23 protein-coding genes are annotated in these 22,840 nt (G+C 64.1%); 17 read left to right on the forward strand and 6 right to left on the reverse strand.

Features of this window, described 5'->3' with window-relative positions; genetic code table 11:
- Nucleotides 1–167: 167 nt before the first annotated feature.
- Nucleotides 168–1,271: a pyruvate dehydrogenase (acetyl-transferring) E1 component subunit alpha gene (gene pdhA / locus ACSC1R_RS00610; protein WP_439027132.1), complete on the reverse strand. Its 1,104-nt coding sequence runs from the start codon at nt 1,269–1,271 to the stop codon at nt 168–170.
- A 549-nt stretch (nt 1,272–1,820) separates the two neighbouring features.
- On the opposite strand from pdhA, the gene ACSC1R_RS00615 reads away from it, so the two are divergent.
- The 5 genes from ACSC1R_RS00615 (at nt 1,821) to ACSC1R_RS00635 (ending at nt 8,430) form a co-directional block, all read left to right on the forward strand.
- Nucleotides 1,821–3,872 carry a hypothetical protein gene (locus ACSC1R_RS00615; protein WP_439027133.1) on the forward strand — a complete coding sequence of 684 codons (2,052 nt, stop codon included), beginning with the start codon at nt 1,821–1,823 and terminating at the stop codon, nt 3,870–3,872.
- Between the two features lie 81 nt (nt 3,873–3,953).
- Nucleotides 3,954–4,880, forward strand: coding sequence for an aldo/keto reductase (locus tag ACSC1R_RS00620; RefSeq protein ID WP_439027134.1), 927 nt, complete (start codon nt 3,954–3,956; stop codon nt 4,878–4,880).
- Nucleotides 4,881–5,333: 453 nt separating this feature from the next.
- Nucleotides 5,334–5,666: a DUF4234 domain-containing protein gene (locus tag ACSC1R_RS00625; RefSeq protein WP_439027135.1), complete on the forward strand. Its 333-nt coding sequence runs from the start codon at nt 5,334–5,336 to the stop codon at nt 5,664–5,666.
- A 315-nt stretch (nt 5,667–5,981) separates the two neighbouring features.
- Complete coding sequence (locus tag ACSC1R_RS00630) at nt 5,982–6,833, forward strand: fructosamine kinase family protein (protein WP_439028745.1); 852 nt, start codon at nt 5,982–5,984, stop codon at nt 6,831–6,833.
- A gap of 52 nt (nt 6,834–6,885) precedes the next feature.
- Nucleotides 6,886–8,430: a hypothetical protein gene (locus ACSC1R_RS00635; protein ID WP_439027136.1), complete on the forward strand. Its 1,545-nt coding sequence runs from the start codon at nt 6,886–6,888 to the stop codon at nt 8,428–8,430.
- A gap of 56 nt (nt 8,431–8,486) precedes the next feature.
- Here ACSC1R_RS00635 and ACSC1R_RS00640 read toward each other — a convergent pair whose 3' ends face one another.
- Nucleotides 8,487–8,852: a rhodanese-like domain-containing protein gene (locus ACSC1R_RS00640; protein ID WP_439027137.1), complete on the reverse strand. Its 366-nt coding sequence runs from the start codon at nt 8,850–8,852 to the stop codon at nt 8,487–8,489.
- Between the two features lie 138 nt (nt 8,853–8,990).
- Nucleotides 8,991–9,149 (reverse strand): hypothetical protein, encoded by a 159-nt coding sequence (locus ACSC1R_RS00645; protein ID WP_439027138.1) that lies wholly within the window; start codon nt 9,147–9,149, stop codon nt 8,991–8,993.
- A gap of 188 nt (nt 9,150–9,337) precedes the next feature.
- Here ACSC1R_RS00645 and ACSC1R_RS00650 point away from each other — a divergent pair, with 188 nt between their 5' ends.
- Nucleotides 9,338–10,183 carry a polysaccharide deacetylase family protein gene (locus ACSC1R_RS00650; RefSeq protein WP_439027139.1) on the forward strand — a complete coding sequence of 282 codons (846 nt, stop codon included), beginning with the start codon at nt 9,338–9,340 and terminating at the stop codon, nt 10,181–10,183.
- A 224-nt stretch (nt 10,184–10,407) separates the two neighbouring features.
- Here ACSC1R_RS00650 and ACSC1R_RS00655 read toward each other — a convergent pair whose 3' ends face one another.
- The gene (locus ACSC1R_RS00655) at nt 10,408–10,851 is read right to left on the reverse strand and encodes a CBS domain-containing protein (RefSeq protein WP_439027140.1); all 444 of its coding nucleotides are present in this window, start codon (nt 10,849–10,851) and stop codon (nt 10,408–10,410) included.
- Nucleotides 10,852–11,222: 371 nt separating this feature from the next.
- On the opposite strand from ACSC1R_RS00655, the gene ACSC1R_RS00660 reads away from it, so the two are divergent.
- From ACSC1R_RS00660 to ACSC1R_RS00675, 4 genes are all read left to right on the forward strand, one after another.
- On the forward strand, nt 11,223–11,420 hold the full coding sequence (locus ACSC1R_RS00660; protein WP_261652218.1) for a cold-shock protein: 198 nt from the start codon (nt 11,223–11,225) through the stop codon (nt 11,418–11,420).
- 387 nt (nt 11,421–11,807) lie between these two features.
- Nucleotides 11,808–12,002 (forward strand): cold-shock protein, encoded by a 195-nt coding sequence (locus tag ACSC1R_RS00665; RefSeq protein ID WP_261652217.1) that lies wholly within the window; start codon nt 11,808–11,810, stop codon nt 12,000–12,002.
- 258 nt (nt 12,003–12,260) lie between these two features.
- Entirely contained in the window at nt 12,261–13,181 is a 921-nt protein-coding gene (locus ACSC1R_RS00670; RefSeq protein WP_439027141.1) for a DMT family transporter, read from the forward strand.
- Nucleotides 13,182–13,247: 66 nt separating this feature from the next.
- Nucleotides 13,248–13,496 carry a DUF7861 family protein gene (locus ACSC1R_RS00675; RefSeq protein ID WP_439027142.1) on the forward strand — a complete coding sequence of 83 codons (249 nt, stop codon included), beginning with the start codon at nt 13,248–13,250 and terminating at the stop codon, nt 13,494–13,496.
- 16 nt (nt 13,497–13,512) lie between these two features.
- Here the strand turns inward: ACSC1R_RS00675 and ACSC1R_RS00680 are convergent, their stop codons facing one another.
- Nucleotides 13,513–14,514, reverse strand: a complete 1,002-nt coding sequence (locus tag ACSC1R_RS00680; protein WP_439027143.1) for an NAD-dependent epimerase/dehydratase family protein — start codon at nt 14,512–14,514, stop codon at nt 13,513–13,515.
- Between the two features lie 108 nt (nt 14,515–14,622).
- On the opposite strand from ACSC1R_RS00680, the gene ACSC1R_RS00685 reads away from it, so the two are divergent.
- Entirely contained in the window at nt 14,623–15,387 is a 765-nt protein-coding gene (locus tag ACSC1R_RS00685) for a cupin domain-containing protein (protein WP_439027144.1), read from the forward strand.
- A gap of 190 nt (nt 15,388–15,577) precedes the next feature.
- Here ACSC1R_RS00685 and eif1A read toward each other — a convergent pair whose 3' ends face one another.
- Entirely contained in the window at nt 15,578–15,865 is a 288-nt protein-coding gene (gene eif1A / locus ACSC1R_RS00690; protein WP_261652211.1) for a translation initiation factor eIF-1A, read from the reverse strand.
- Between the two features lie 260 nt (nt 15,866–16,125).
- Between eif1A and ACSC1R_RS00695 the strand changes: the two genes are divergently transcribed.
- The 6 genes from ACSC1R_RS00695 (at nt 16,126) to ACSC1R_RS00720 (ending at nt 22,838) form a co-directional block, all read left to right on the forward strand.
- Nucleotides 16,126–16,389 carry a hypothetical protein gene (locus ACSC1R_RS00695; RefSeq protein WP_439027145.1) on the forward strand — a complete coding sequence of 88 codons (264 nt, stop codon included), beginning with the start codon at nt 16,126–16,128 and terminating at the stop codon, nt 16,387–16,389.
- A gap of 111 nt (nt 16,390–16,500) precedes the next feature.
- On the forward strand, nt 16,501–19,278 hold the full coding sequence (locus tag ACSC1R_RS00700) for a PAS domain S-box protein (protein ID WP_439027146.1): 2,778 nt from the start codon (nt 16,501–16,503) through the stop codon (nt 19,276–19,278).
- Nucleotides 19,279–19,332: 54 nt separating this feature from the next.
- On the forward strand, nt 19,333–20,175 hold the full coding sequence (locus ACSC1R_RS00705) for an ion transporter (RefSeq protein WP_439027147.1): 843 nt from the start codon (nt 19,333–19,335) through the stop codon (nt 20,173–20,175).
- Nucleotides 20,176–20,244: 69 nt separating this feature from the next.
- Nucleotides 20,245–21,393, forward strand: coding sequence for an AI-2E family transporter (locus ACSC1R_RS00710; protein ID WP_439027148.1), 1,149 nt, complete (start codon nt 20,245–20,247; stop codon nt 21,391–21,393).
- 154 nt (nt 21,394–21,547) lie between these two features.
- Complete coding sequence (locus tag ACSC1R_RS00715) at nt 21,548–22,204, forward strand: helix-hairpin-helix domain-containing protein (protein WP_439027149.1); 657 nt, start codon at nt 21,548–21,550, stop codon at nt 22,202–22,204.
- 331 nt (nt 22,205–22,535) lie between these two features.
- A complete protein-coding gene (locus ACSC1R_RS00720) occupies nt 22,536–22,838 on the forward strand; it encodes an antibiotic biosynthesis monooxygenase family protein (protein WP_439027150.1) in 303 nt (100 codons plus the stop codon).
- Nucleotides 22,839–22,840: the final 2 nt, after the last annotated feature.

Raw genomic sequence — 22,840 nt, forward strand, 5'->3', positions numbered from 1 at the left:
CGTGTACAGTCGTACAATTCTCGCCCTGGCGTATTAACGAGATGGTTACTTATCTGCCGAGTCTGGGACGCAATATTCTCTCTCTTCCCCGTTTTGAGGGGTTTGACTATCTGTGGAGAAACTCGATTCGAGACAGAAAACAGAGAGGTGTCGCCGAGATAGACCTATCACTCGTCGCGGAGTAGCGCGTCGTCGCCGAACGTCTCGCGCAACTCACCCAGGTACCGGGCGTCCTCGGCGACACGGTGTGTCTGCTCTTCGTACACGTCCGTGAACATCGCCTCCGGGACCGGGTCGACATCGCTCGCCGCGTCGACCGCTTCGGCCACCGTCGTCTCCACGTCGTCCTCGATGGTGGCGATTCGTTCGTCGTCCAGCAGCCCCCGGTCGCGCAAGAACGCCTCCAGGCGGGCGATGGGGTCCTTCTTCTTCCACTTTTCGACCTCTGCCTCGTCGCGGTACTTCGTCGGGTCGTCGGCGGTCGTGTGCGCCCCGAACCGGTACTGGACCGCTTCGACGAGCGTCGGCCTGGATTCGTCTGACTCCGGGTCTTTCGCCTTCCGCAGGGCGTCCCGGGTCACCTCGTACATCGCCAGTGGGTCCATCCCGTCGATGCGAACCCCCTCGAAGCCGTAGGCGTCGGCCTTCTGGGCGAACGTCGCGCTCGCGGTCTGGCGACTCGTCGGGACCGAAATCGCCCACTGGTTGTTGTTACAGATGAAGACGGCAGGGACGTCGAACACCCCCGCGAAGTTCAGCCCCTCGTGGAAGTCACCCTCGGACGTCGAGCCGTCCCCGAAGTGACAGACGACCGCCCGGTCGTCGCCTTTCAACTTCATCGCCCACGCGAGTCCGGTCGCCTGTGGGATGTGGGACCCGATGGAGATGTTCAACGGCACGATGTTGTGGTCCACGAGCGCCGCGTTCCCCTCCTCGTACCCCATCCAGTACCGGATGTACGGCGCGAGACACTCCCGGACGATGGGTCCCGCGTGCTCTCTGTACTGGTAGCTGAGCCAGTCCGCGTCGTCCATCGCGTACATCGAGCCGAACTGCGACCCCTCCTGTCCGGCCAGCGACGCGTAGGTCCCCATCCGGCCCTGGCGCTGGAGGCTTATCATCCGGTCGTCGAACCGCCGCCCGAGTCGCATGTCCCGGTAGAGCGAGACGAGCCGGTCCGCAGAGAGCGGTGGCTCGTAGCCCTCCTCGACCGGCGTGCCGTCCTCGTCGAGCCGCCGGACCATGTCGTCGTGACCGGAGGTGTCCGTCATGGACTCGCATACTGTGGCTGCGCAAAAAGACCTGTGTGTGCCGGCGAAACTTCTCTGGGCTTGTGAGCGGGCGAGTCGAAGGAGTACGCTCTTTGTGCCGGGTCGCTGAGTTCCGGATGGCCGATGACGAAGGCACCGCTCCGAACCGGGGTGGCTCCTGGTGGTGACGAGCCCTATGAGTGCCGAGGCCTGCTTTCTCACAGACGGTCTAAAACAACCCCCAGAGCAACGCGCGAAGCTGGTACCTCGGCACCAGGACCCCCCGGATTCGACGTAGACGGGGCGACGGAACTCGTCGAGGGCAGAGAGAAGCCGTCTCCCGAGGGCGTCGGTCGGGGCAGCCATCACGACGAGGCCGGGCTCGGTGACCGTGTCGACGACCGTATCACGCTATTGGGGATCCGACGTGTTCGAACGTGGCTCGCCCCTCCCGGAGTATTAAGCTCTCGGCCGCTGTGCAGAGGGTATGCCAGCACCACCCAACAGCAGCGATAGTCGTTCCCGGCAGACAGCACTGACAGGTAACGAGTGGAAGACGGACCCCGTTGGATGACAGCCCTGGACGTCTCGTATCCGACGGCTGTCCCCGCTATCGAGTTCGGCGTCGACCGGCTCGTCGACTCACTCCGCGGAACTGGTGCGACCGTTACGCGTCACGACTGCGGCAAGACGACGTCGACGGACGTCCTCGTCACAGTCGACGAGTCGAACGAAGAGATCTCGGCCGAGGGCTTCGCTGTTCGACGGACCGCCGACGGCGTGACTGTGTCGGCACGGGACGAACGGGGTGCGATGTACGGGGCGCTGGAAGTCGCGGAACAGGTTCGCCGAGGCGGCGGCGTGTCGGCCGTCGAAGAGACGACGGGCAGTCCCGCGGCCTCGTTCCGCGCTATCAAGTTCAACCTCCCGTGGTCTGCCTACCGCAGCGGTGAACAGACCCGGCTCCACTACGAGACCTGTCGTGACCTCGACTTCTGGCGGGAGTTCCTCGATATGATGGCCGAGAACCGGTTCAACGCCTTGACCCTGTGGAACCTCCACCCGTTTCCATATCTCATCCGGCCAGAGGGGTTCCCGGAGGCAAGTCAGTTCACCGACGACGAACTGGCGTCGTGGCGAGGGTTCTGGCGAGAGCTGTTCCGGCTGGCCAGCGACCGCGGCATCGAGACGTATCTCCTCAACTGGAACATCGTCGTCTCCGAGTCGTTCGCCGAGGCACACGGGGTCGAGCAGTTCAACGCGACCGAGCAGGTCGTCCGGGACTACACTCGCCAGTGCGTCACGCAGACGATAGACGAGTACCCGAACCTCGACGGTCTCGGAGTCTCACTGTGTGACTGGATGGACGGGCTGTCGCCAGCCGAAAAGCAGGACTGGTTCATCGACACGTTCGTGGAGGGCATCAGGCGGGCCGACCGACCGATACGACTCCTCGACCGCTCGGTGCGGACCGAAGCTATCGCGGAGATGCGCCGTGGCGTCGAGACGGCCGCGTCCGCGGAGAACGTTGCGGAGGTCCTCGTGCCGACGAAGTTCAACTACTCGCACGGTCACTCCACCACGTCGCTGGAAAAGACTCACGACAGTATCAGCGGCGAGGTTGACGATTCGCTGTGGGAACCGACCCCGGAGCACTACCAGCGCGTGTGGACCGTCCGCAACGAAGACATCTTCGTCCTGCGGTGGGGCGACCCGTCGTTCGTCCGCGACCACCTCCGTAAGAACCTCCAACCCAACGACGCGGTTGCTGGCTACATCGTGGGGTCGGAAGGGTACATCCCGGCGAAGGACCTTTCACACGTGTTCGACACGCACCAGACGTGGACCTACGCGTTCGAGAAACAATGGCTGTTCTACGCCGTCTGGGGACGGTTGCTGTACGATCCAGAGGTGCCCGACGCGGTGTTCGAACAGGCCTTCGACGAGCGCTACAGAACCGGCCTCGGCGGACGCCTACTCGAAGCGTTTCAGTGTGGCAGTCAGATGGCCGAGGAACTCGCGTCCTTCCATGCCGGAACGTGGGACTACTCGCTGTATTCGGAGGGATTCCTTGCTCCGGCGCCGGGGCGGTCAGGACTCGACGACGAGGTCTCAACGTTCATCTCCGTGGACGAGCTCATCGACCACGAGACGCTCGATTCGTCCTACCGGACGATTCCCGAGTACGTCGCCGGGGAGGACCACGGCGTGACGCCGCCCGAACTCGCTGACACTGTCGCGGAGCGCGGTGACCGCGCGCTTGAACTCGCCGACGAACTGCGGACCGAGGTTCGCGACGGCGACGGCGGCCTCGAATGTGAGGTCGATGATATCGAAGCGTGGGGCCATCTGAGTCAGTACTTTGCTGCGAAGCTCAGGGGCGCCGTCGCGCTGGAGACGTTCAGAGCGACCGGCGACGAGACACAGCGCGAGCGGGCTGTCGATCACCTCCGCACCGCGCGGGACCACTGGGACGGCGTGGCCGCGGTCACCGCCCGCCACTATCAGGAGATCCCATATGCGACCGAGTTCGAGAAGGGGAACACCTTCTCGTGGATGAAGTATCGCGATCAGGTCGAACGAGACGTTCGGATCGCGGCGACGGCCGAACCGAGAGAGTAGCGAGACGGCATCGACGAACGAAGCGTGTCTGTACACCCGGCCGTGTATACATTGATGCGTGTTCAGGTCGAGTGAAGAGCAGTGAAATACAACGAGCTTGGCGATACTGGCGTGGAACTGTCGGCAATCGGACTCGGCGGCCACGAGTACTTCGAAGGGGGCGTCAGAGGGTTCAACCCCGACGAGCGCGAGGAGGCGGTGACGCCTGGATTGAACCTCGACGGCTACGGTGGCGACCGTCGCCTCGAGGTGGTCCGCACGGCGCTCGAACGCGGAATCAACTTCTTCGACGTGACCATCGATGAGGAGAAAGACGCGCTCGGTCGCAACCTCGAGACGATTGCACCCCGAGAGACCATCTACGTACAGACCCGACCCGCAGGGATGGTGTACACATACGGGAACCACAATGAGGGGCTGACCGAGTACGACCGACTCGAGGCAGAGGTAGAACGCGTACTCGGACTGCTCAGGCGAGACAGCCTCGAACTACTCAACTTCGGATTCGAACCGGGCGCACTCGAACACAACGACGAGTTCTTCGAACGTGTCGGCGAGAACGTCGACCGACTCAAGGAGGCGGGTCTGATCCGCTTCGCCAGCGCCGACGCCCAGCGTGCGGACCAGTACGTCGCGGCCATCGACTCCGGGGCGTTCGACTCGATTAGCATCGGGTTCCACATGGCGACTCCGGAATACACCGAGGACGTGCTGCCGGCCGCGAAACGCGAGAACGTGGGGGTCATCACTCGCGCCGTCTTCATGAAAGGTGCGCTGTTCGAGATGGCCGAGCAGGCGGGAATCGACGACCTCGACAGCGTCGCACGCGCCTCGATACGGTGGTGTCTCGACCACGATGCGGTGACGAGCGTCATCGTCGGTGTCGACACCGACGACCAGTTAGACCGGAACCTCGCTGCCGTTGAATCGGACGGCGTGACCGACGCGGACGAAGCTATTCTCGACCGGCTACGGGCGACCGAGGCGTACCACGAACGCGTTCACTGACGACGACCTCGGTACGTTCCAATCGCTCGGGGTACCGACCTTCCCCATCGGCGGCCGAACTGCCGACTGCCGCCAGCTCCGAGCAGTCTGGAGCCGATGTCGGGGTCGTGCCAACCAGCAGACCGGCGGTGAGAGCGCTGTCGACACGGTCGATGGTCGCGGCAGTGACGAACCTCCACGACGAGCCCGTCCCCACTGCCAACGTGAAGAACGCCGATGCTCTCGGAATCGATATCGAACCGTACTCAGAGGTGGATCGATTGTGAGTCGTGAGTGCCGAGGCCTGTGTTCTATCCAGAAGGTAACGATGCGGGTACACGAACCACAAAGAGGCAGGTCTTCGACATCCGCAGGAGGACGGCTGTCGGCGTGTCTCGGACGCGACAGCCGAGACGGTAGTGAACCTTTCTATGGCAAGTAATTATTTAATTGGTGAACTCAACTGGCACATGTATGTCTGAAACACCACAGGTGACGAACCCTTCCGCATTCAGCGAAGGGTCGCTCGGAATGCAGGTCGTTCTGACGGTGATTACGTTCGGCCTGTATCCGATATACTGGACCTACAAAACAGCGAAGATGCTCGACGAGGGGACAGACCAGAATCTGACCCCGATTCTGGCGATCATCCCGCTTGCAAACATCATCGTGCTCTGGCAAATCTCCGAAGCAGCAGAGCCAGCCACCGAGAAAGACCCGATGCCGGTCTTTCTCCTGTTCCTCTTCTTCGGGGTTATCTCCTGGTACTGGGTTCAGAGCGGGATCAACTCCGTTGCATCGCAGTAATCGCAACTGGACGTAATCCCCGCCACTCACACACTCGATAGCTGCGAGACCGAGACCTCGATTCCTCGGTGAACGTTCCGTGAAGAGCTCCAGCCGATGGCGGATGGCGTGTGAAGACGAGTGACAACCCCAATTCGACGCGCGAGCAGCCCCAGCCCGAAGTACGCGACCACGGGGGGACCGTCTCCCCACGACTCGATAGGTGGTGTAGAGAGGCAGGTCGGTGTTGGCAACAGGGTCGACAGGACGACCGGTCCGACCGCCACACCCGACCCACCGATTCCAGAGAGGCTATCCGTGGGGCCCGGCTGCGTGTTGCTAATGGACGAATCGACTGCCGCGGCCGTCGCCGACTGGGCTGGCTGCCACGTCGAGGCCGTGACCGAACTCGACGGCGGGCAGGTCGGGAGCGTCCATCGCGTCGACCTCGCCGACGGCCGCCGTGTCGTCGTCAAGACCGCCCAGACCGACCTGCGGACGGAAGCGAAGATGCTCGCCCACCTGCGCTCAGAGGGCGGGCTCTGCGTCCCCGAGGTCTCCCACGTCACTCCCGGCATGCTGGTGCTGGAGTTCGTCGCGGGCGACTCGACGATTTCGCCGGCCGTCGAACGCGACCTGGCCGAGCGACTCGCTGCCCTGCACGCCACCCAGAGCGACCAGTTCGGCTTCCCCTTCGACACCCTTACGGGGAAATACAGCCAGCCCAACCCCTGGACGGACGACTGGGCGACGTTCTTCGGCGACCATCGACTCGGCCACGCGAATGCACGCGCCCGCGAGGAGGATGTGCTGCCGGACCACCTCGGCGAGCGACTCGCCACCCTCGCCGCCGACCTGCCTGGGTTGCTGGACCACGACCCCACCCCCTCGCTCGTCCACGGGGACGTCTGGTCGGCGAACCTGCTGACCGACGGCGAGTCGGTCCGGGCGGTCCTCGACCCGGCGTGTTACTACGCCGACCCCGAGGTGGAACTGGCCTACGCCGAGTGGACCGGGGTGGCCGGCGACGCCTTCTTCGACCGCTACCGCGAGGTGGCCGGTGTCGATTCGGGGTACGACGAGCGAAAACACGTCTACCGGCTCTACCCGCTGCTGACGCACGTTCGGCACTTCGGCGAGGAATATCTTGACCCTCTCGAAGCGACGCTCGAAACGCTTGGGTACTGACCGGACACACAGATACGGTTATGTCCACGAGTCTCCTAATCTAATTGATAAGATGGGTGTTACCAGTCGACGACCAGGGAGGGAGGGGACGATTCGAAGGCGGGAACTGCTGGCCGCGGCTGGCGCCATGGGAATGGCGAGTCTGGGTGGGTGCATCCAGGATATCCGGGGTCGGCTCGGGGACGAGGTCGCCGGGAGAGTCGTCTCGGGGACGGCGGCGAGCCCGTCGTTCTTCTACGCCGGCGGCGAGAACCGGACCGGTGAGCGCCAGCAGGTGGAGACGGATTACACGATGGAGTACGTCCCCATCGTCGCCAGGGGCGAGTTCGAGGGCGTCTCCCGGACGGTCGACCTCGACGGCATCTACACGGATTCGAAGGCGGCGGCACAGGACTACAACAGCAGCCGGTCGAACAGACCGCGAACCGAGATAGCCGTCGACGACGAGACTGACGAGGACGAGATCGGCCGTCTCCTCGAGTACCTCGCCGCCGAGCCAACGGTCTCCCAGCGGTTCGTCGTCGTGGTGCCGGACGCGAGTGTGGTCGGCCGCAACGAGTCACTCGCGGACGTGCTCACCCCGGAGATACTGCTCGACCAGCTCTCCGCCGAGCCGACCCGGCTCGCCAGCGAGGAGGGGATGTTCGTGTGGGGGCGGGCGAAGGCAGGGGCCGACGACGACCGTCTGGACTGCTGGCGCGTCGAGTCCGGCGACGCCGACGGGGCAGCTGGTGACAAGATGGCCTGTCGGGCAGCCCACCTCAGCGTCGATACCGACGGCAGCAACCGGGGTGTCGCCGTCGAACGCGTGGGAGGAGCCGTCGTCGTCTCCACCGTCCCCCACGACGAGAGTGCGCCGTCGTGGCGCTTCGTCTCGGACTCGGGCGACGACGACAGCGACGACGATGGCCTGTCGACGGTCCCGGCGAACTGGGGCGGAGAGACGAATATCGATGGCGCCGCGATGAGTCCCTGTCTCGTCGGGGCGGTCACTGTCCAGCCGCCGGGGTGTCCCTGCCCGATGCCGGCGCTGTTCCACGCCCGGCGCATCCGTCACGGGGGCCAGTTGCTCTACGTCGGTGGCTGGCTCGTCGACGACGGGGCACTCTACGAGAACAGCGCGACGATGCTGGTCGCCGACGGCCCGAACGACGTCGTCGACGTCGAACACGGTGACGACGTCGCGGCGATGCGAAAGGCAGCGGAGTCGGGGTTCACTCGCGAGCGAGGCCGCTTCGGGTCCGTCTGCTACGACGGCGCGCTCGACCGCGAAGCGCTCGCGTACCTGCCACGAGACTTCCACGACGGCGAGGGGCCACAGCGACTCGCCTCCATCAGCAAACGCTCGGCCCGTACCGGCCGGACACGAGAGGAGCCCCAGGGGAGCGACGACGGGCAGCAAGGCCCCACGGAAGCCCGGGTCCCACTCGTCGACGGTGCGGGCGAGGGGGTGGCCATGCAGTGTCTGATCGGCGCACTCGACTGCCCCCTCGTGCAGGTCGACACGGCAGAACCCTGCCACAACGGCTGCTGTTGCCCATCGAAAGACTGTGCCTGTAACTGGATCCCGGCGATGAACGGCCAGTTACCGCGGTAAGCGAGCACGGGCGCGCCATCGGGAGTACCGGGGGCAGCCTCCTCCGGCAGGCACGCTCAGAACAGCCGCCAGAGCAGCGACCGAATCCTGTAGCTCACTGTCCCGTTCTGGTACCCCCGCCAGCCACTCATCCCACCAGCGAGGGTGGTCGCCTCGTACCCCTCGTCGTGGAGGATGCGGGTGGCCCGCTTCGCGACGACGCCCATCTTGCAGACGGTCACGACGTGGCGGTCCCGGGGGACCTCGTCGAGGCGCTGTCGGAGCGCGTCCTCGTCGCCCGCGCGCAGGTCGTCGTACACGGGGAGGTTGTGACTCCCGTCGATGTTCTCGGCCTGGTAGGCCTCGCGCGGGCGGATGTCGAGGACGAAGGGCTGGTCGCCGTCGCGTCGGGCGTCGAGTTCGTCCGGACGGAGCTTGCTCATCACGCTCGCTTGTGGGTGGGGTCGGTAAAACGTGCCGACCGGCGGTGACCGGCCCAACGAGTACCGAGGCTGCTTTCTGTATCTCTGGAGTCGACCGCGAGAAACACGTCGGAGTTCGAAGCGTAGTGGAACAGACTCCTACTTCCGGAGTTTGTCGATTCGTTTTTCGAGGTCGTCTATCGCCTCCTGTACCTCTCGTCGCGCTTTGTCGCTCATCTGGTCTGCCTCGTTCGCGGCTGCGTCGAACTTGTTTCGGACGCGCTGGAGCGCCTTGTCTGTCTTGTCGGATTCACTCATCGTCCAGCAGGGACTTCGTGGTCATAGATTGTCAAACCACAGGCTAGATATCGAATTGGTTCGTTTAGTGACACGATATTCGATGGGTGGTGGCACGTTGCGCTCCGGACTCTGGTGGAGACATCTATTCGAACCAGACAGTGTAGTCAACCCGAACTTTATCGATGTATGAGGCGTGTTGACACACGATGGCGAACGCGACAGTGTGCCTCTCGGTCCACTTCGATGCGGTCTCGACCTGGCTCTGGTCGTACGACTCGTGGGACATGCCCACGAGGCACTCCCGCGGCGTGTACGGTGCGGACGTCGGTGCTCCGAGACTGCTCGACCTCTTCGACCAGTACGACGTCTCGTCCACGTGGTGCATTCCCGGCCACACCATCGAGAGCTTCCCCGAAATCTGCGGGGAAGTTCACGACCGGGGACACGGGGTGCAACATCACGGCTGGACACACCGGGGACCGTCGACCTTCGAGAGCAAGGACGCGGAGAAACGGGACATCGAACGCGGTATCGAATCGATTCGTGACCTCACCGGCGAGAGGCCGACCGGGTACGCCTCTCCCGCCTGGGACTTCTCCGAACACACGCTCGACATCCTACAGGAGCTGGCGTTCGAGTGGGACTCAAGCGTCATGGCGGCGGACTTCCGGCCGCACTACCTCGAAGGCGGCTGGAAGGCACCCGAGGATGGGCCGTACGAGCGCGGCGAGCCGACCGACATCGTCGAACTGCCGGTCTCGTGGGAGCGAGACGACTTCCCGCCGTTCACCTACACGTGGTCACGACCGCACCGGATGGGGTACGTCCCGGAGGACGCCATCTTCCAGAAGTGGTACGACCAGTTCGACTGGATGTACGAGCACGTCGACGACGGCGTGTTCGTATTGACGCTCCACCCGCAGGTCGTCGGGCAGGCACACCGACTGCTGCGGCTCGAAGCGTTCCTGCAACACGTTCGCTCGAAATCCGGGGCGTCGTTCGAGACGATGGAAACGGCGGCGACGGCGTTTCGCGCCGCGAACCCACAGTAGCGGGACGACGACCCACCTGGAATAATGGGGCACACGGCCTGTGAGAGTCGAGAACAGAAAAGTGGCCTCGAACCGGTGGTTCGAGTGCCACGTCGTCGCCGGTCAGACGACCTGTCACCGCAGATTTCCGCGTCGTTCGCGAGTTTCGTGGAGAGGCCAGTCCTCACGTGGCAGTATCGGAGGCACACGACAGCCGCAAGCGGTGCGAGAACAGCGGACGGCTCTCAGTCACCCGCAGCCAACTCGCGACCGTCGACCGATTCGACGGGCATCGACGTCTCTGCCGACTCGAAATCGAGGGTCCGCCGCGAGAGGTACGGAGCCAGGGTCTCGACCGACAGCAGCCCGCGGAAGGTGTCGTCGACGACCGGGAGGTAGTCGACGCCGGTCGCCCGCATCGTGTCGGCGGCGTCGTGGAGCGTCGCGGTCGGTGAGATGGTGACCGGCATCGACATGACCGACCGAACGGTCTCGCGCTCGTCCGTCGCAGCGACCATCGCGACGATGTCGGATTCGGCAACCGTCCCGACGACCGTGTCACCGTCGACCACCGTGAGCGCAGGGATGGTTGGGCATCCGAGCCGTCTGGCGGCCTCGCTGACGGGGGCGTCGTCGGTGATGGTCTCGTGCGAGCGGAGCCGCAGGGTTTCGACCGTCGTCTCTATCATGGATGGTGCATGCTACCCCGACACACTACTTAGTGCCTGTGGGCATACGTCGTCTAGGACCTATTATTGTTGCTAGTATTTCTCTCAGAAACCATCTACTCTGCACGTACATCCTAAAATGTCGAGTTTCGAATGTCGAACGTAGTTTTAGTCTGCCTCGGAGGACAGGAGTCTGTACGCTCCGGGAACTGTGGATACCACAGAGCCACCCGTTCGTTCCGACGGGTCGGGCACTATTTCCAGCCGAAACCCTGCATGCGTGTCCGAATGTCCATTAGAACAGGTATATGGCGAGTATTTGTTATCGGAAGTCTTTATTTTACGGACGAATGCCAACCCTTAACCGTGTGCTCCAACTGGGTCTATTCGCAATGGTAAACGGCAACGTTGATTTCTTCAACGACACAGGCGGCTACGGTTTCATCGCGACAGAGGACTCTGACGAGGACGTTTTCTTCCACATGGAGGACGTTGGCGGCGAGGACCTGACCGAAGGCACCGAGATCGAATTCGACATCGAGGACGCTCCCAAGGGTCCCCGCGCGAAGAACGTCGTTCGCACTAACTAACGCGATTTTACCGCACGGTCGCCCTACGGCGACGTAGCGTTACATCGTTTCTCCGGAACCCAGACTCACGAGCGACCGCTCTCTCGCCCCGTCACGAAGCGGCCGCGGAGCGGCTGTACTCGTCCGTCTGGCTCGTGACTGGCTAGTCCACGTCGGTGTCGACCTCCAGGGGACTCACCGGCAGCCGTGTTCCGGGGACGGGAACTGTGGATTCGTCCGAAGTCACCGGTCGTTCTGTCGAATCGGTCACCGGTGGGGCACAGAACCACATATCCGTTTACGTATGGCCAGCAAACAACGTGTTGTGCAGATAGATGTCCGCGAAAGTATGGCTTCCGCGGACAGATGCCAACCCTTAACCGTGTGCTCCAACTGGGTCTATTCGCAATGGCAAACGGTAAGGTTGATTTCTTCAACGACACAGGCGGCTACGGTTTCATCGCGACTGAGGATGCTGACGAGGACGTTTTCTTCCACATGGAGGACGTTGGCGGCGAGGACCTCACGGAAGGTACCGAGATCGAATTCGACATCGAGGACGCTCCCAAGGGTCCCCGCGCGAAGAACGTCGTTCGCGTATAATTCGGATTTCTAACTAGTCGCCACCGGGGCGACAGAGCGTATCAGCGCTTTACAAACGCTTCTTTGCAACACTACACCGGGGAGCCACGGCTCGACAGCACGGTCTCTCGGTCGTGCAGGAGTCAGGGGGTCTCTGGCAGGTCACATTTCACTGTCCGGGCCATCGCCGAGGAATGACCGTCGTCAACCAGTCGAGTGGAGACACTGTCGTGGCGGAGAATCGAGACGCATAACCCACTCGACTCGTAGTACGAACCAGTGCGTACTCGCGTCACCGTCGTCGGTCTGTTCGCCCTGTTGGCGACGCTCTGGGGGCTCTCGTTCCCCGCTATCAGCGTCGGACTGAAATCGCTCGACCCGGTGTTGTTCGCGTCGTTCCGCTACGACATCGCGGCCGTGTTGCTGGTCGGGTACGGCGTCGTCCGGACGGCAGAGTGGTACCCGACCGCGCGGAACGACGTCGCGGCGGTCCTCGCTGGCGGGGTCTTCCTCGTCGCGGGGAACGCGTTGCTGTTCGTCGGCCAACAGACGGTGCCGTCGGGGGTGGCGGCTGTCATGCAGAGCCTGGTCCCCATCGCGACGACGCTGTGGGCGCTCGGTATCCTCCCGGAAGAGCGGGTGTCCGCCGTCGGCGCAGTTGGCATCCTGCTCGGCTTCCTCGGCGTCGGTCTCATCGTTCGTCCCGACCCGGGTAACCTGCTCGCGGGTGGGACGCTCGGGCGACTGCTGGTGCTCGGGCAGGTCGCCTCCGTCTCGCTCGGCGGCGTGCTCGTCCAGCGCTCGCGGCCGACGCTCGACCGCGCGGCGCTCTCGGGTTGGTCGATGGCCGTCGGCGGAGTCATCCTCCACGTCACCAGTGTCGTGGTGGGTGAGCCCTTCGCGGTCCCAGCGGCACCCGAAGCGATCGGTTCAGTCATCTACCTCGGCGTGTTCGCGACCGCGCTCGCGTTCTTCATCTACTACACGCTGCTCGAGGTTCGCGGCGCGCTGGAGACGAGTCTCGTCGCGTACCTGGTCCCGGTGGTCGCCACCGTCGCTGGCGTGTTCCTCCTCGACGAGCAGATAACGCTGCTGACACTCGCCGGGTTCTTCGTGGTGTTCCTCGGCTTCGTCCTCCTCAAACGTCGTGCACTGGCAGACCTCGTCGCGGTGTCCCGGCACCCGTCGATCGGGGACTGACCGGCGGCCGGGGTGTCTGGTTCCCGTACCGACGTGATGACCACGCTGGCACACGTAGTACCAGCGATGGCACACGACCGTATCCACGCGCGGGAGCCGACGCACGACGTCGACCGGTGGCGCGTCGGCACCATCGACCGCATCGAAGAGCGAAACGGCCACTGCGTGGTCACGGTGCGGGCCGAGGACGGGGAGCCGGTCGAACTCGTGGTCACGTTCGCGATTCGGGACCTGTTCACCAGCAGACTCGACCTCGCACCGGGTGAGTCACCGGTCGGGTCGCAGGTGTGGTTCCGCAAGAAGGGCGGACGATAGCGATCCGGCCGACAGCCTACTCGAACGCGTCGACGAACTCCTCGGTCGCACCGCGCCAGGCGTCGACGAGGCGGTCGTCGTCCTCGCTGTCCCACCGGTCGACCTCGTCGTGGTCGTCCAGCCAGGCGACGGTGCGCTCTATGCCCTCCTCGAACGAGACGGTGTACTCGAAGTCGAGGTCACGGCGGGCTTTCGCGTTGTCGAACACCGTACTGTACTGGAAGTGGTCCCGGAGCATCTCGGTCCGGTCGGGGGCAGTCCGACGGAGCACGTTGGTCGGGATGTGGACGAGATCGGGGTCGGGTGCGCCGAGGGCGCTGGCGACCGTCTCGTGGTACTGGTTCCAGGTCACGACCTCCTCGCTGGTGACGTGGTACGCCTCGCCGAAGGCGGCCGTGTTCCCGACGGCGGCGACGAAGGCGCGGGCGACGTCGTCACGGTGGCACGGCCCCCAGAGCGAGGTGCCATCGCCGTGGACGACGATGGGTTTCCCCTCGCGGACGCGGTCGATGTAGTAGGTCCCGGTGCCGAACGTGTGCAAGACGGGGCCGCCCTCACCGTAGGTGCTCCACGGACGGATGACCGTGGTGGCGAACGCGTCCCCGTGTGCCTCGAAGAAGACGTCCTCGGCGGCGGCCTTGTTCCGCCCGTACTCGCTGACGCCGGGCTCACGGCTGGCGTCTTCGGTGCTCGGGACGCTCGCGGTCGGCCGGTGGTACACGTCGACGGTCGAGCAGAACACGTACTGGGAGACACCGTCGAAGGCGTCGACCGCCTCGCGGGCCTGCTTCGGAGTGAAACACACCATGTCGATGACGCAGTCCGGGGCGACCGAGTCCGCGACCGCCGAGAGCCGGTCGGTGTCGTTCCGGTCGCAGGTGACGAACGTGACGGCGTCGGGCAGGTCGGCGTCGGTCTCGCCGCGGTTCGCGATTGTCACGTCGTGGGCCGCGTCGACCAGCTGGCGGGTGATGCCCGTGCTGATGAGTCCGGTGCCGCCGATGATGAGGACGTCCATACGGACACCGCGGACGCGAACACGATAGGCCTGCTGCGTCGGTCGCCGCCGAGTCTCTCCAGCGCCGCGCTCGTTACCACCGCTGGGCGCGTCTGTTCCTACGAGGCCATGCAGTCAACACAGACCGTCTCCGTCGTCCATCTGGACGACCGCTCGGCCGACCAGCACCCGGATGCAGAGCGAACCGTCACGACCGTCTTCGACACCGACGAGACCACCGTCTCCCGAACCACCCTCGCTCCTGGCGCAGCCACGGGCTGGCACTCCCACGGCGACCGCGAGGCCTACGGCTACGTTCTCGACGGTCGGATGCAACTCGCGTTCGGAGCACGCGGGACAGAGACGGCCGCGGCGACCGCGGGCGACTTCTTCCACCTCCCTTCGCGTCTCGTCCACCGGACGACGAACTTCGGTGACCGCGAACTCGTGGTGCTGGTGGCGTTCACTGGAGTGGGACCGACGAGAGTGCCGGTGGAGGGGCCCTCGGCGGCGGCGCTCGCCGGGCGCCCCAGGGTCGTCGGCGAGGACGACCTCGTCCCGACTGCACCACTGAAGCACCTGACCCGGCTGATGCCGTTCCCCGACGCCACGGTCCAGCAGGTCAGGGGGCACGCTTCCGGGAGAATCGAATCCGACTGGCACCACCACGGGGACAACGACGTGTTCGGGTACGTCATCGCCGGCGAGGGGTACGTCGAGTACGGGACCGGCCCGGGCGACCGGGCGCTGGCACGCGCCGGCGACTGCTTTCACATCCCGGCAGGCGTCGTTCACCGCGACGTGAACCCCAGCGACGCCGAACAGGACTACGTGCTCTGGCTCACCGGCTCGGAGCCCCGCGTGGTCACCGTCGACGGCCCCGCGACGGCCTGAGCCGAGGACGTGGCGACCCGGCCAGCCCAGTCGTGGCGACCCGGCAGGCGCTCTGTGACGGTGTCGAGACCCCTCAGTCGACGAGTGATAGCGTATCGACGAGATAGAGTATCCACTGCGCGTGCCGGCTTTCGCTCGGCCTGTGACGAACCTGCCCGCAGACTATCGCCTGCCGGTCAGAACAATCGGATTACTGGATGTGGCCTTCGCGGCGGAGCTGGTCGGCGTCCTGGCCAGTGTACCGCCATTCGATGTTCGCCTTCTCGTCCTGCCACGACCACGGTTCGACGAGCACGACGTCGCCCTCGTTGATCCACGTGCGGTACTTCATTCGGCCGGGGATTCGGCCCATTCGGCTGACACCGTCCTCGCACTGGACGCGGACGTGGTTGCCGCCGTTGTGTTCTGTTACGACTCCGAAAAGCTCGTCTTTGTTGGGCATGCGGAGATTCCGCCGCTCCTGTGTTTCTTCGCTCACACGTAGTATATGTAGAGAGCACGTTTAAATCATGGGAGGCCCCGTGGTATCGCGGGACATGGGTGGTGACGCATCCACCCTCGCTCGCCGACACGCCGACTGGTCGCGTTTCCGACCGAGACGAGGGAGCCAACACGAATAGAACATGAACTTTTATTATAGTTGGGCGTCCAGTGGTGGATACAGATGCTCGTACGGGTACACCGCTGACCGATTTCTCGACCGAGCGCCGCCTGCCGACTACCCGACCCAGAACCCGTATGAGAACCGACACCCACACCGCCGCACAACAGTACCGTCCGACGACAGACCAGACACCGACCGACATCGACACGACACCGACCGGGACAGACACCGGGGAGACGAGCGCCGACACGTCCCCGACAGGCGCGACAGACACCGACCCGACCGACACGCCAGCGGGCTGGGTCGCGCGGTGCCAGCGTAGTTTCGATTCGACGGACACTGGTCGCCTCACGAACACGACAGACGAGGCAAACCAGGCGATGCCGACGACCGACTGAATCACCGTCTACACCCCTGTATTCCGCCGCTGCTGCCGTCGACTGCCACCGACTCGCCCACGCGCCTGAGCGCACGCGCTTTGTGCTGTCGCGCCCTACTACCCTACGAGCATGGGGGCTGAGACAACGCCACGTACGGGCATCCGTGTCCTCTACGTAGACGACGACCGGTCGCTTCTTGAGGCGACGAAGACCTACCTCGAAGCGCGGTTCGACGACCTCTCCGTGGAAACGACAGCGTCCGCTGTCGAGGCCATGGCCCGTATCGACGATGGGACCTTCGACGTCGTCGTCTCCGACTTCCAGATGCCGGAGATGGACGGCCTCGAGCTCCTGAAACGACTCCGTGAGGGACGAAAGGAGGACATTCCGTTCATCATCTTCACCGGCAAAGGTCGAGAAGCGGTGGCGATGGAGGCGCTCAACCTGGGCGCGAACCGGTACCTGCAAAAAGGGGGTGACCCGACGGCCCAGTACGGGTTGCTCGCCCAGACCATCGAGCAAGAGGCACACCACCACTGGACGCGCACGGCCCTCCAGCAGCGAGAGAAGGACTTGCGCATCACCCTCGATTCCATCGGTGACGGGGTCATCGCGACCGACCAGAACGGCCACATCCAGCGGATGAACGTGGTCGCAGAGGAGTTGACGGGCTGGGACCGCGAGGCCGCCATCGGCCTCCCCCTCGAAGACGTCTTCACCATCGAAGACACACGAACCGGTGCGCCGAGAGAGAGTCCCGTCGTCGGGGTCATCGAGACGGAGACGAAACTCGACCTCGCCGAAGACACGGTGTTGCGCTCGAAGGACGGAACCGAACGGTACATCGCGGACAGTGCCGCGCCCATCACAGACGAATCAGACGCCGTCGTCGGCGTCGTCCTCATCTTCCGAGACATCACCGATCGGTACGTCGAGAAGTGTCGGCAGGAACGCCAACGCGAGGTCGTCATCGACCTGGCGACCGACGAAGCGCTCGTCGAAGGTAGACTGGAGTACGCGTCGCGGCGAATCACCGAGATGAGCGCCGAAACGCTCGGTTCCGACCGTTCGTCCGTCTGGTTGTTCGACGACGACGGCAGCACGCTCGAGTGTATCGACCTCTACGACCGGTCGGCGAGAGAACACGGTTCCGGCAGCACGCTCTCGACCGAACAGTACCCGAGTTACTTCGAGGCCCTCGCGAACCACCGGGCGATTCCGGCGGTGAACGCACGAACCGACTCTCGGACGGCCGAACTCTGTAACAGCTACCTCGAACCACTGGGTATCACGTCGGTGCTCGACGCGACGATACGCTGTTGTGGTGAGGTAGTCGGCGTACTGTGTAACGAAACCGGCGGCGCACCACGCGAGTGGAAAGAAGACGAGATTCGGTTCGCGGGCGAACTCGCCGACCAGATCGTCATCGCCCTGCACGGACAGGAACAACGAAACCAGAAGAAGGACCTCGAACGAGCGAATCAACGACTCGAGTTCCTGTTCAGACAGTCCCCGATGGCCGTCATCGAGTGGACGCTCGACTTCGAGGTGGCCCGCTGGAACGAGGCCGCGATCGAGCTCTTCGGCTACACCGCCGAGGAAGCCATCGGCCGCCACGCCGAGTTCATCATCCCACATTCGTCACGAGCTTCCGTCGACGAGGTCTGGGAACGACTCATGAACGCGAACCGTGCCGAACACATCGTCAACCGGAACGTGACGAAAAGCGGGGCAGAGATAGACTGCGAGTGGCACAACCGGGCCATCCTCGACGATAGCGGGGAGACAGTGAGCGTCCTCTCGTTCGTCCAGGACATCACGGAACAGCGCCGTCAGACGTGGCAGTTGCAGGCCATCGCCGAGCGAACCCAGGACGCCATCTACATCAAGGACCTCGAGGGCCGCTACGAGTTCATGAACGAGGCCGGTGCCCGGTACCTCGAACTGACACCCAGAGAGGTCGTTGGGCGGACCGACAGGGAACTGTTCGCCACGGAGGAAGACATGCTCCCGGTCGACCGCTGGATACTCGAACACGAAGAACCGAAGATTGTCGAGGAACGCCACGTCATCGACGGCGCCGAACACGTCTTCATGAGCGAGAAGTACCCCTACTACGACGACACAGGCCGCCTCGTCGGGCTCGTCGGTATCAGTCGGGATGTGACCGACCGCGCCGCCGTCGACGACCTGCTCGACGTCTTCCACGAGACGATGACGGATTCGAGCCTCGGGTCGGCCGAGCGCGTCGAACTCCTCATCGGCACCCTCAGCGAGTCGCTCGAGGCCACCAGTGCACAGCTCTGCAGTATCGACGTCGACGCCGGGACGCACGAGGTGGTGGTTTCCGTCGGTGAGACGGACGTCGCATCCGAAGGGACCGTCAGACCGCTCGGACAGACCATCTGTCAACGGGTAGTCGCCGAGGAGACGGTCGTCGCGACGTACGCCTCCGAACTGGCGGAGTCGAATGGCGGGGCGATGATAACCACACCGGCGACCGGCTCGTACGTCGGTGCGCCCGTGTACGTGGACGAGTCGCTGTGGGGAGTCGTCTGTTTCCTGGACGAGTCGGAGACGCCGACCGAACTCACCGAGGAACGCTCGGCGATGGTCGAACTCCTGGCCGACTGGCTCGGCCACGAACTCACTGAATCGCGGTACGAAGCGGAGCTCGAACGACGCGACCGTCTCGCGCGGAACCTGGCAGAACTCCTCTCGAACGACCTCGAACGAACGCTGCGTGAGGCACAGGGACAACTCGAACGTGCCCGGACGAAAGAAGTGAACGGCGACTTCGATGCCCTCGACCAGACGCTGGAGTCCTCCGTGTCGCTGCTCGGGGAGGCCGCGGCGTTGGTGGCGGCGGCGAGGCGAGGCGACCGGGAAGAGACCGCCATCGAGTGAGCCCTCCGGGGCGAACCCCACGACTACATGTGGCCGTCGGTTCCGTGTGTCAGTATGGGCAGTCACGACGTCCCCCCGACGGATGCCGGGCCGAGAGAGCTGGTCGAGTTCTACCTGCTCGACCACCGCACCGTCCTCGGGAAGGTCATCGACGTCGCCCTCCTCGGGTTGAACCTCGTGTTCGTCGGAATCTACGTTCTGGAGACCTACCCCGTCTCGGCCGAGTTCCAGGGCCTCCTGTGGCGGGCGGAGGTCGGCATCGCGGCCGTGTTCTTCGTCGAGTACGTGCTCAGACTGTACGGTGCTCCCCACCGTCTGGAGGAGGCGACGGACTTCTACACCGTGGTCGACCTGCTCGCGATTCTACCGACGATATCGCTGTTGTTGTCGCCGGGGTTGTCGCTGTTCGCGCTCGACATCAGCTTCCTGCGGGTGCTCCGGGTGGTCCGGTTCATGCGCTTTTACCGGTTCACGCAGGACGAGGAGTTCTTCTTCGGGTCTATCTCGGCCCACGAGTTGCGCGTCCTGAAGCTGTTGCTGACCGTCCTGACCATCTTCTTCGTGTCAGCGGGCCTGTTCTACGCGGTCGAGAGCGCCGCGAACCCCCGGGTCGCGAACTTCGGTGACGCGTTCTACTTTACCGTGGTGACGCTCACCACCGTCGGGTTCGGCGACATCGTCCCGGTCACGAGTGGCGGGCGGCTCGTGACGACGGCGGCCATCATCTCCGGTATCGTCCTCATCCCGTGGCAGGCGAGTCGCATCGTCCGCGAGTGGACGACCGACAAGGTCGCGGTCACCTGTCCCTCCTGTGGCCTCTCGTATCACGACCCGGACGCCTCGCACTGCAAGGCGTGCGGGCACATCATCTACCAGGAGTTCGACTCGCGGCAGTGACGACCATCCGAAGCGATTCACCAGTCGACCGCCGACACCACTTATTCCGCTCGCTGGAGTAGTTCCTACATGAGTACCGTACCGGGCCAACCGAGTGAGAACGAGTCGTTCCTGCGCCGTATCCACCTCGGCTGGTGGGTGTTCGGGCTGGTCGTCGCCGGGGTGCTCGTCTACGTCTCGTACCGGTTCCTCGGCCTCCTCTCGTTCGCCCTCTTTCTGTACTACTTCGGCAGGCCGATTCGACGACGGTTCGAGACACACGTCAGCATCGACCTGGCGACGACGCTCACCGTCTTCGCCATCATGGCACCCTTCGTGGTCATCCTGGCCGTGTTCGTGGTCGTCCTCGCTGGCCAGGTGCTCGAACTGAGTCGGGGTGGGTTCGACTGGGTCGACGAACTCCTCTCGGAGTTCGGACCCGTCACCGAGATAACGTCGGTCAACGAGCTCGTCGACAAACTGGTCACCTTCGTCGAGAGCCAGCCGCGAAACCAACTGCTCGCTTCGACCATCGACGTCGCGTCGGGCGCGGCGGGAGCGTTCACGCAGTTCTTCTTCTACGTCACGCTGTTGTTCGTCATCATCTCGCTGCTGTTGCGCAAGGACAGAGTCATCGCGCGATGGTTCCACACTAACCTCGCGGGGTCGGAGACGGTCGCGTCCGATTACTTCGAGAGCGTCGACCGGGAACTCGAAAAGATATACTTCGGCCAGATGCTCACCATCTTCGCGGTCATGGTGCTCGGGTGGCTCTTCTACTCGCTGCTGAACGCAATCGCACCGCCGGGTGTCGCCATCCCGTTCCCGCTCCTCATGGGGTTGCTCACCGGTGTCGGGTCGTTCATCCCGCTCATCGGTCGCTCCATCGTCTACGTCCCGCTCACGCTGTACGTCGGGGTGCAAACACTCCTGACCGAGATCAGCTATCTCTGGTTCCCGGCCCTCGTCCTTCTGGGTGGCCTGTTCGGCCTCGACGTGGTCATCCGGTACGGCGTGAGGCCGTACCTGGCCGGCCAGACCGTCAGCCCGCCCGTGATGCTGGTCGCGTACCTGCTGGGTGCCGCGGTATTCGGCTGGTACGGCGTGTTCCTGGCACCGCTGGTCCTCGTGGTCGTACTCCGGTTCGTGACGCTCGTCTTCCCGAAACTGGTCCACGGTGACCTCGACGTGACTGACGCGTCGTCGCTCCCGCTGGGCCCCGACGAGGACATCGAGTGAGACGGTCGGCTCGACCGCGCCAGCCGTGCCGGACTGTCTCCCGGTGCGCTCCGGTGCGGCGAAGGGTACGTTCCCCGTCACGTCCGGTGGTGAGTTGATACTCGCTCGTCCCCTCTGTACGACGTATCGGGAGATTCGGTTCCCGGGGAGAGATATGAAGGCGATAACCAAGAGCGGGGTTTCCGTACCGTGTGAGAACTTCAAGGCAATCGACGAGGGTGTGCTCCTCTTCGCCGACGAGAAGAAAAAGCAACTCGTCGGCTTCGTCCCGTACGAGGACCTGCAATTCGTCCTTCCCGACGACGTCGCCGACGACCTCGATGCCGGAGCGAGCGAGCCGGAACCGGTGGCCGAACCACTCACTGACGCGGAGATCGCGTGGAGCGAAGCGACGGGGGAAGCCATCGGCGTCGACATCGAACACGGGGCAGTCGCGACGCCAGAGTCGGCGGGTGAGACGGCCACAGCGGAAGGAGCCGAGTCCGAGATAGACCGGGTACGAGCCATCTCGGAGTTGACCGCGATTCACGGACTGGGGCCGACGTACGCAGACCGGTTGCGGTCTGCCGGCATCGAGTCGTTGCGAGGACTCGCGATGTCGACGCCAGAGCGCATCGCGTCCGTCGTCGACATCTCGAAGAGTCGGGCGTCCATCTGGGTGGACCGGGCACAGGAGATGGTACAGACGGAACAGGAAGAACAGGAGAACCAGTCAGAACGGGAGAAACAGTCCGCCGAGCAACAGATGACGGAGCAGTCCGTCGAGGACCCATCGGTGGCGCACCCACCGGACTCGTCGACCTGGACCTGAGTTCCGCCGTCTGCCCCGAACGTCCACTGTTTCGACGACCGTGTCGCGCAGGTCGGAGAGAGCGTTCTGTTCGATGATGGGTGCGACAAAATATCAGTCACAGGACAAGCTTATGCCCATCGGTCTCGGCTAGAGGAGTAATGACGCGAAACTCGTGTTCCCACTGCCGCGGAATCGTCCACCAACCGTACCTGGACCGATGCCAGTCCTGTGGCTACGTCCCGCCCCACGGCGCGGACTGACCACACACGGCGTCGGCAGCTATCGAGGGCCGCCCGATGTCTCTCGGCTCTCCGATATCTTATTATTCTCGCCTCGTGATTGCTCTCGTATGTTCGTCGTTGCCAACCGCATCCCGGTCGCCGAAGGGCACGAGGAGGACTTCGAAGCTCGGTTCGAGGCTCGCGCGAAGAAAGTCGACCAGCGCGAAGGATTCGTGCGCATGGAAGTCCTGCGACCGGTCGAGGCCGACCGGTACGTGGTCCTGACCTACTGGGAGTCCGAAGACGCGTTCGACGCGTGGACCGAGAGCGAAGACTTCCGCGAGGCCCACCGCGACCGCCCGCCGAAGGAGATGTTCTCCGGCAAGAGCGAGATGGAGTCTCACGAGGTCATCATCTCGGCCGAGACGTAAGC

The organism is Haloarchaeobius ordinarius (assembly GCF_051801355.1).
GTDB lineage: Archaea > Halobacteriota > Halobacteria > Halobacteriales > Natrialbaceae > Haloarchaeobius.

Bases quoted from the DNA above. Each gene is read 5' to 3' on its own strand.
- ACSC1R_RS00720 (WP_439027150.1), top strand. From the start codon at position 22,536: ATGTTCGTCGTTGCCAACCGCATCCCGGTCGCCGAAGGGCACGAGGAG.
- ACSC1R_RS00685 (WP_439027144.1), top strand. From the start codon at position 14,623: ATGCAGTCAACACAGACCGTCTCCGTCGTCCATCTGGACGACCGCTCG.
- ACSC1R_RS00675 (WP_439027142.1), top strand. From the start codon at position 13,248: ATGGCACACGACCGTATCCACGCGCGGGAGCCGACGCACGACGTCGAC.
- ACSC1R_RS00645 (WP_439027138.1), bottom strand. From the start codon at position 9,149: ATGAGTGAATCCGACAAGACAGACAAGGCGCTCCAGCGCGTCCGAAAC.
- ACSC1R_RS00680 (WP_439027143.1), bottom strand. From the start codon at position 14,514: ATGGACGTCCTCATCATCGGCGGCACCGGACTCATCAGCACGGGCATC.
- ACSC1R_RS00710 (WP_439027148.1), top strand. From the start codon at position 20,245: ATGAGTACCGTACCGGGCCAACCGAGTGAGAACGAGTCGTTCCTGCGC.
- ACSC1R_RS00695 (WP_439027145.1), top strand. From the start codon at position 16,126: ATGAGAACCGACACCCACACCGCCGCACAACAGTACCGTCCGACGACA.
- ACSC1R_RS00615 (WP_439027133.1), top strand. From the start codon at position 1,821: ATGACAGCCCTGGACGTCTCGTATCCGACGGCTGTCCCCGCTATCGAG.
- ACSC1R_RS00700 (WP_439027146.1), top strand. From the start codon at position 16,501: ATGGGGGCTGAGACAACGCCACGTACGGGCATCCGTGTCCTCTACGTA.
- ACSC1R_RS00715 (WP_439027149.1), top strand. From the start codon at position 21,548: ATGAAGGCGATAACCAAGAGCGGGGTTTCCGTACCGTGTGAGAACTTC.
- ACSC1R_RS00650 (WP_439027139.1), top strand. From the start codon at position 9,338: ATGGCGAACGCGACAGTGTGCCTCTCGGTCCACTTCGATGCGGTCTCG.
- ACSC1R_RS00635 (WP_439027136.1), top strand. From the start codon at position 6,886: ATGGGTGTTACCAGTCGACGACCAGGGAGGGAGGGGACGATTCGAAGG.
- ACSC1R_RS00665 (WP_261652217.1), top strand. From the start codon at position 11,808: ATGGCAAACGGTAAGGTTGATTTCTTCAACGACACAGGCGGCTACGGT.
- ACSC1R_RS00640 (WP_439027137.1), bottom strand. From the start codon at position 8,852: ATGAGCAAGCTCCGTCCGGACGAACTCGACGCCCGACGCGACGGCGAC.
- ACSC1R_RS00625 (WP_439027135.1), top strand. From the start codon at position 5,334: ATGTCTGAAACACCACAGGTGACGAACCCTTCCGCATTCAGCGAAGGG.
- ACSC1R_RS00655 (WP_439027140.1), bottom strand. From the start codon at position 10,851: ATGATAGAGACGACGGTCGAAACCCTGCGGCTCCGCTCGCACGAGACC.
- pdhA (WP_439027132.1), bottom strand. From the start codon at position 1,271: ATGACGGACACCTCCGGTCACGACGACATGGTCCGGCGGCTCGACGAG.
- ACSC1R_RS00705 (WP_439027147.1), top strand. From the start codon at position 19,333: ATGGGCAGTCACGACGTCCCCCCGACGGATGCCGGGCCGAGAGAGCTG.
- ACSC1R_RS00660 (WP_261652218.1), top strand. From the start codon at position 11,223: ATGGTAAACGGCAACGTTGATTTCTTCAACGACACAGGCGGCTACGGT.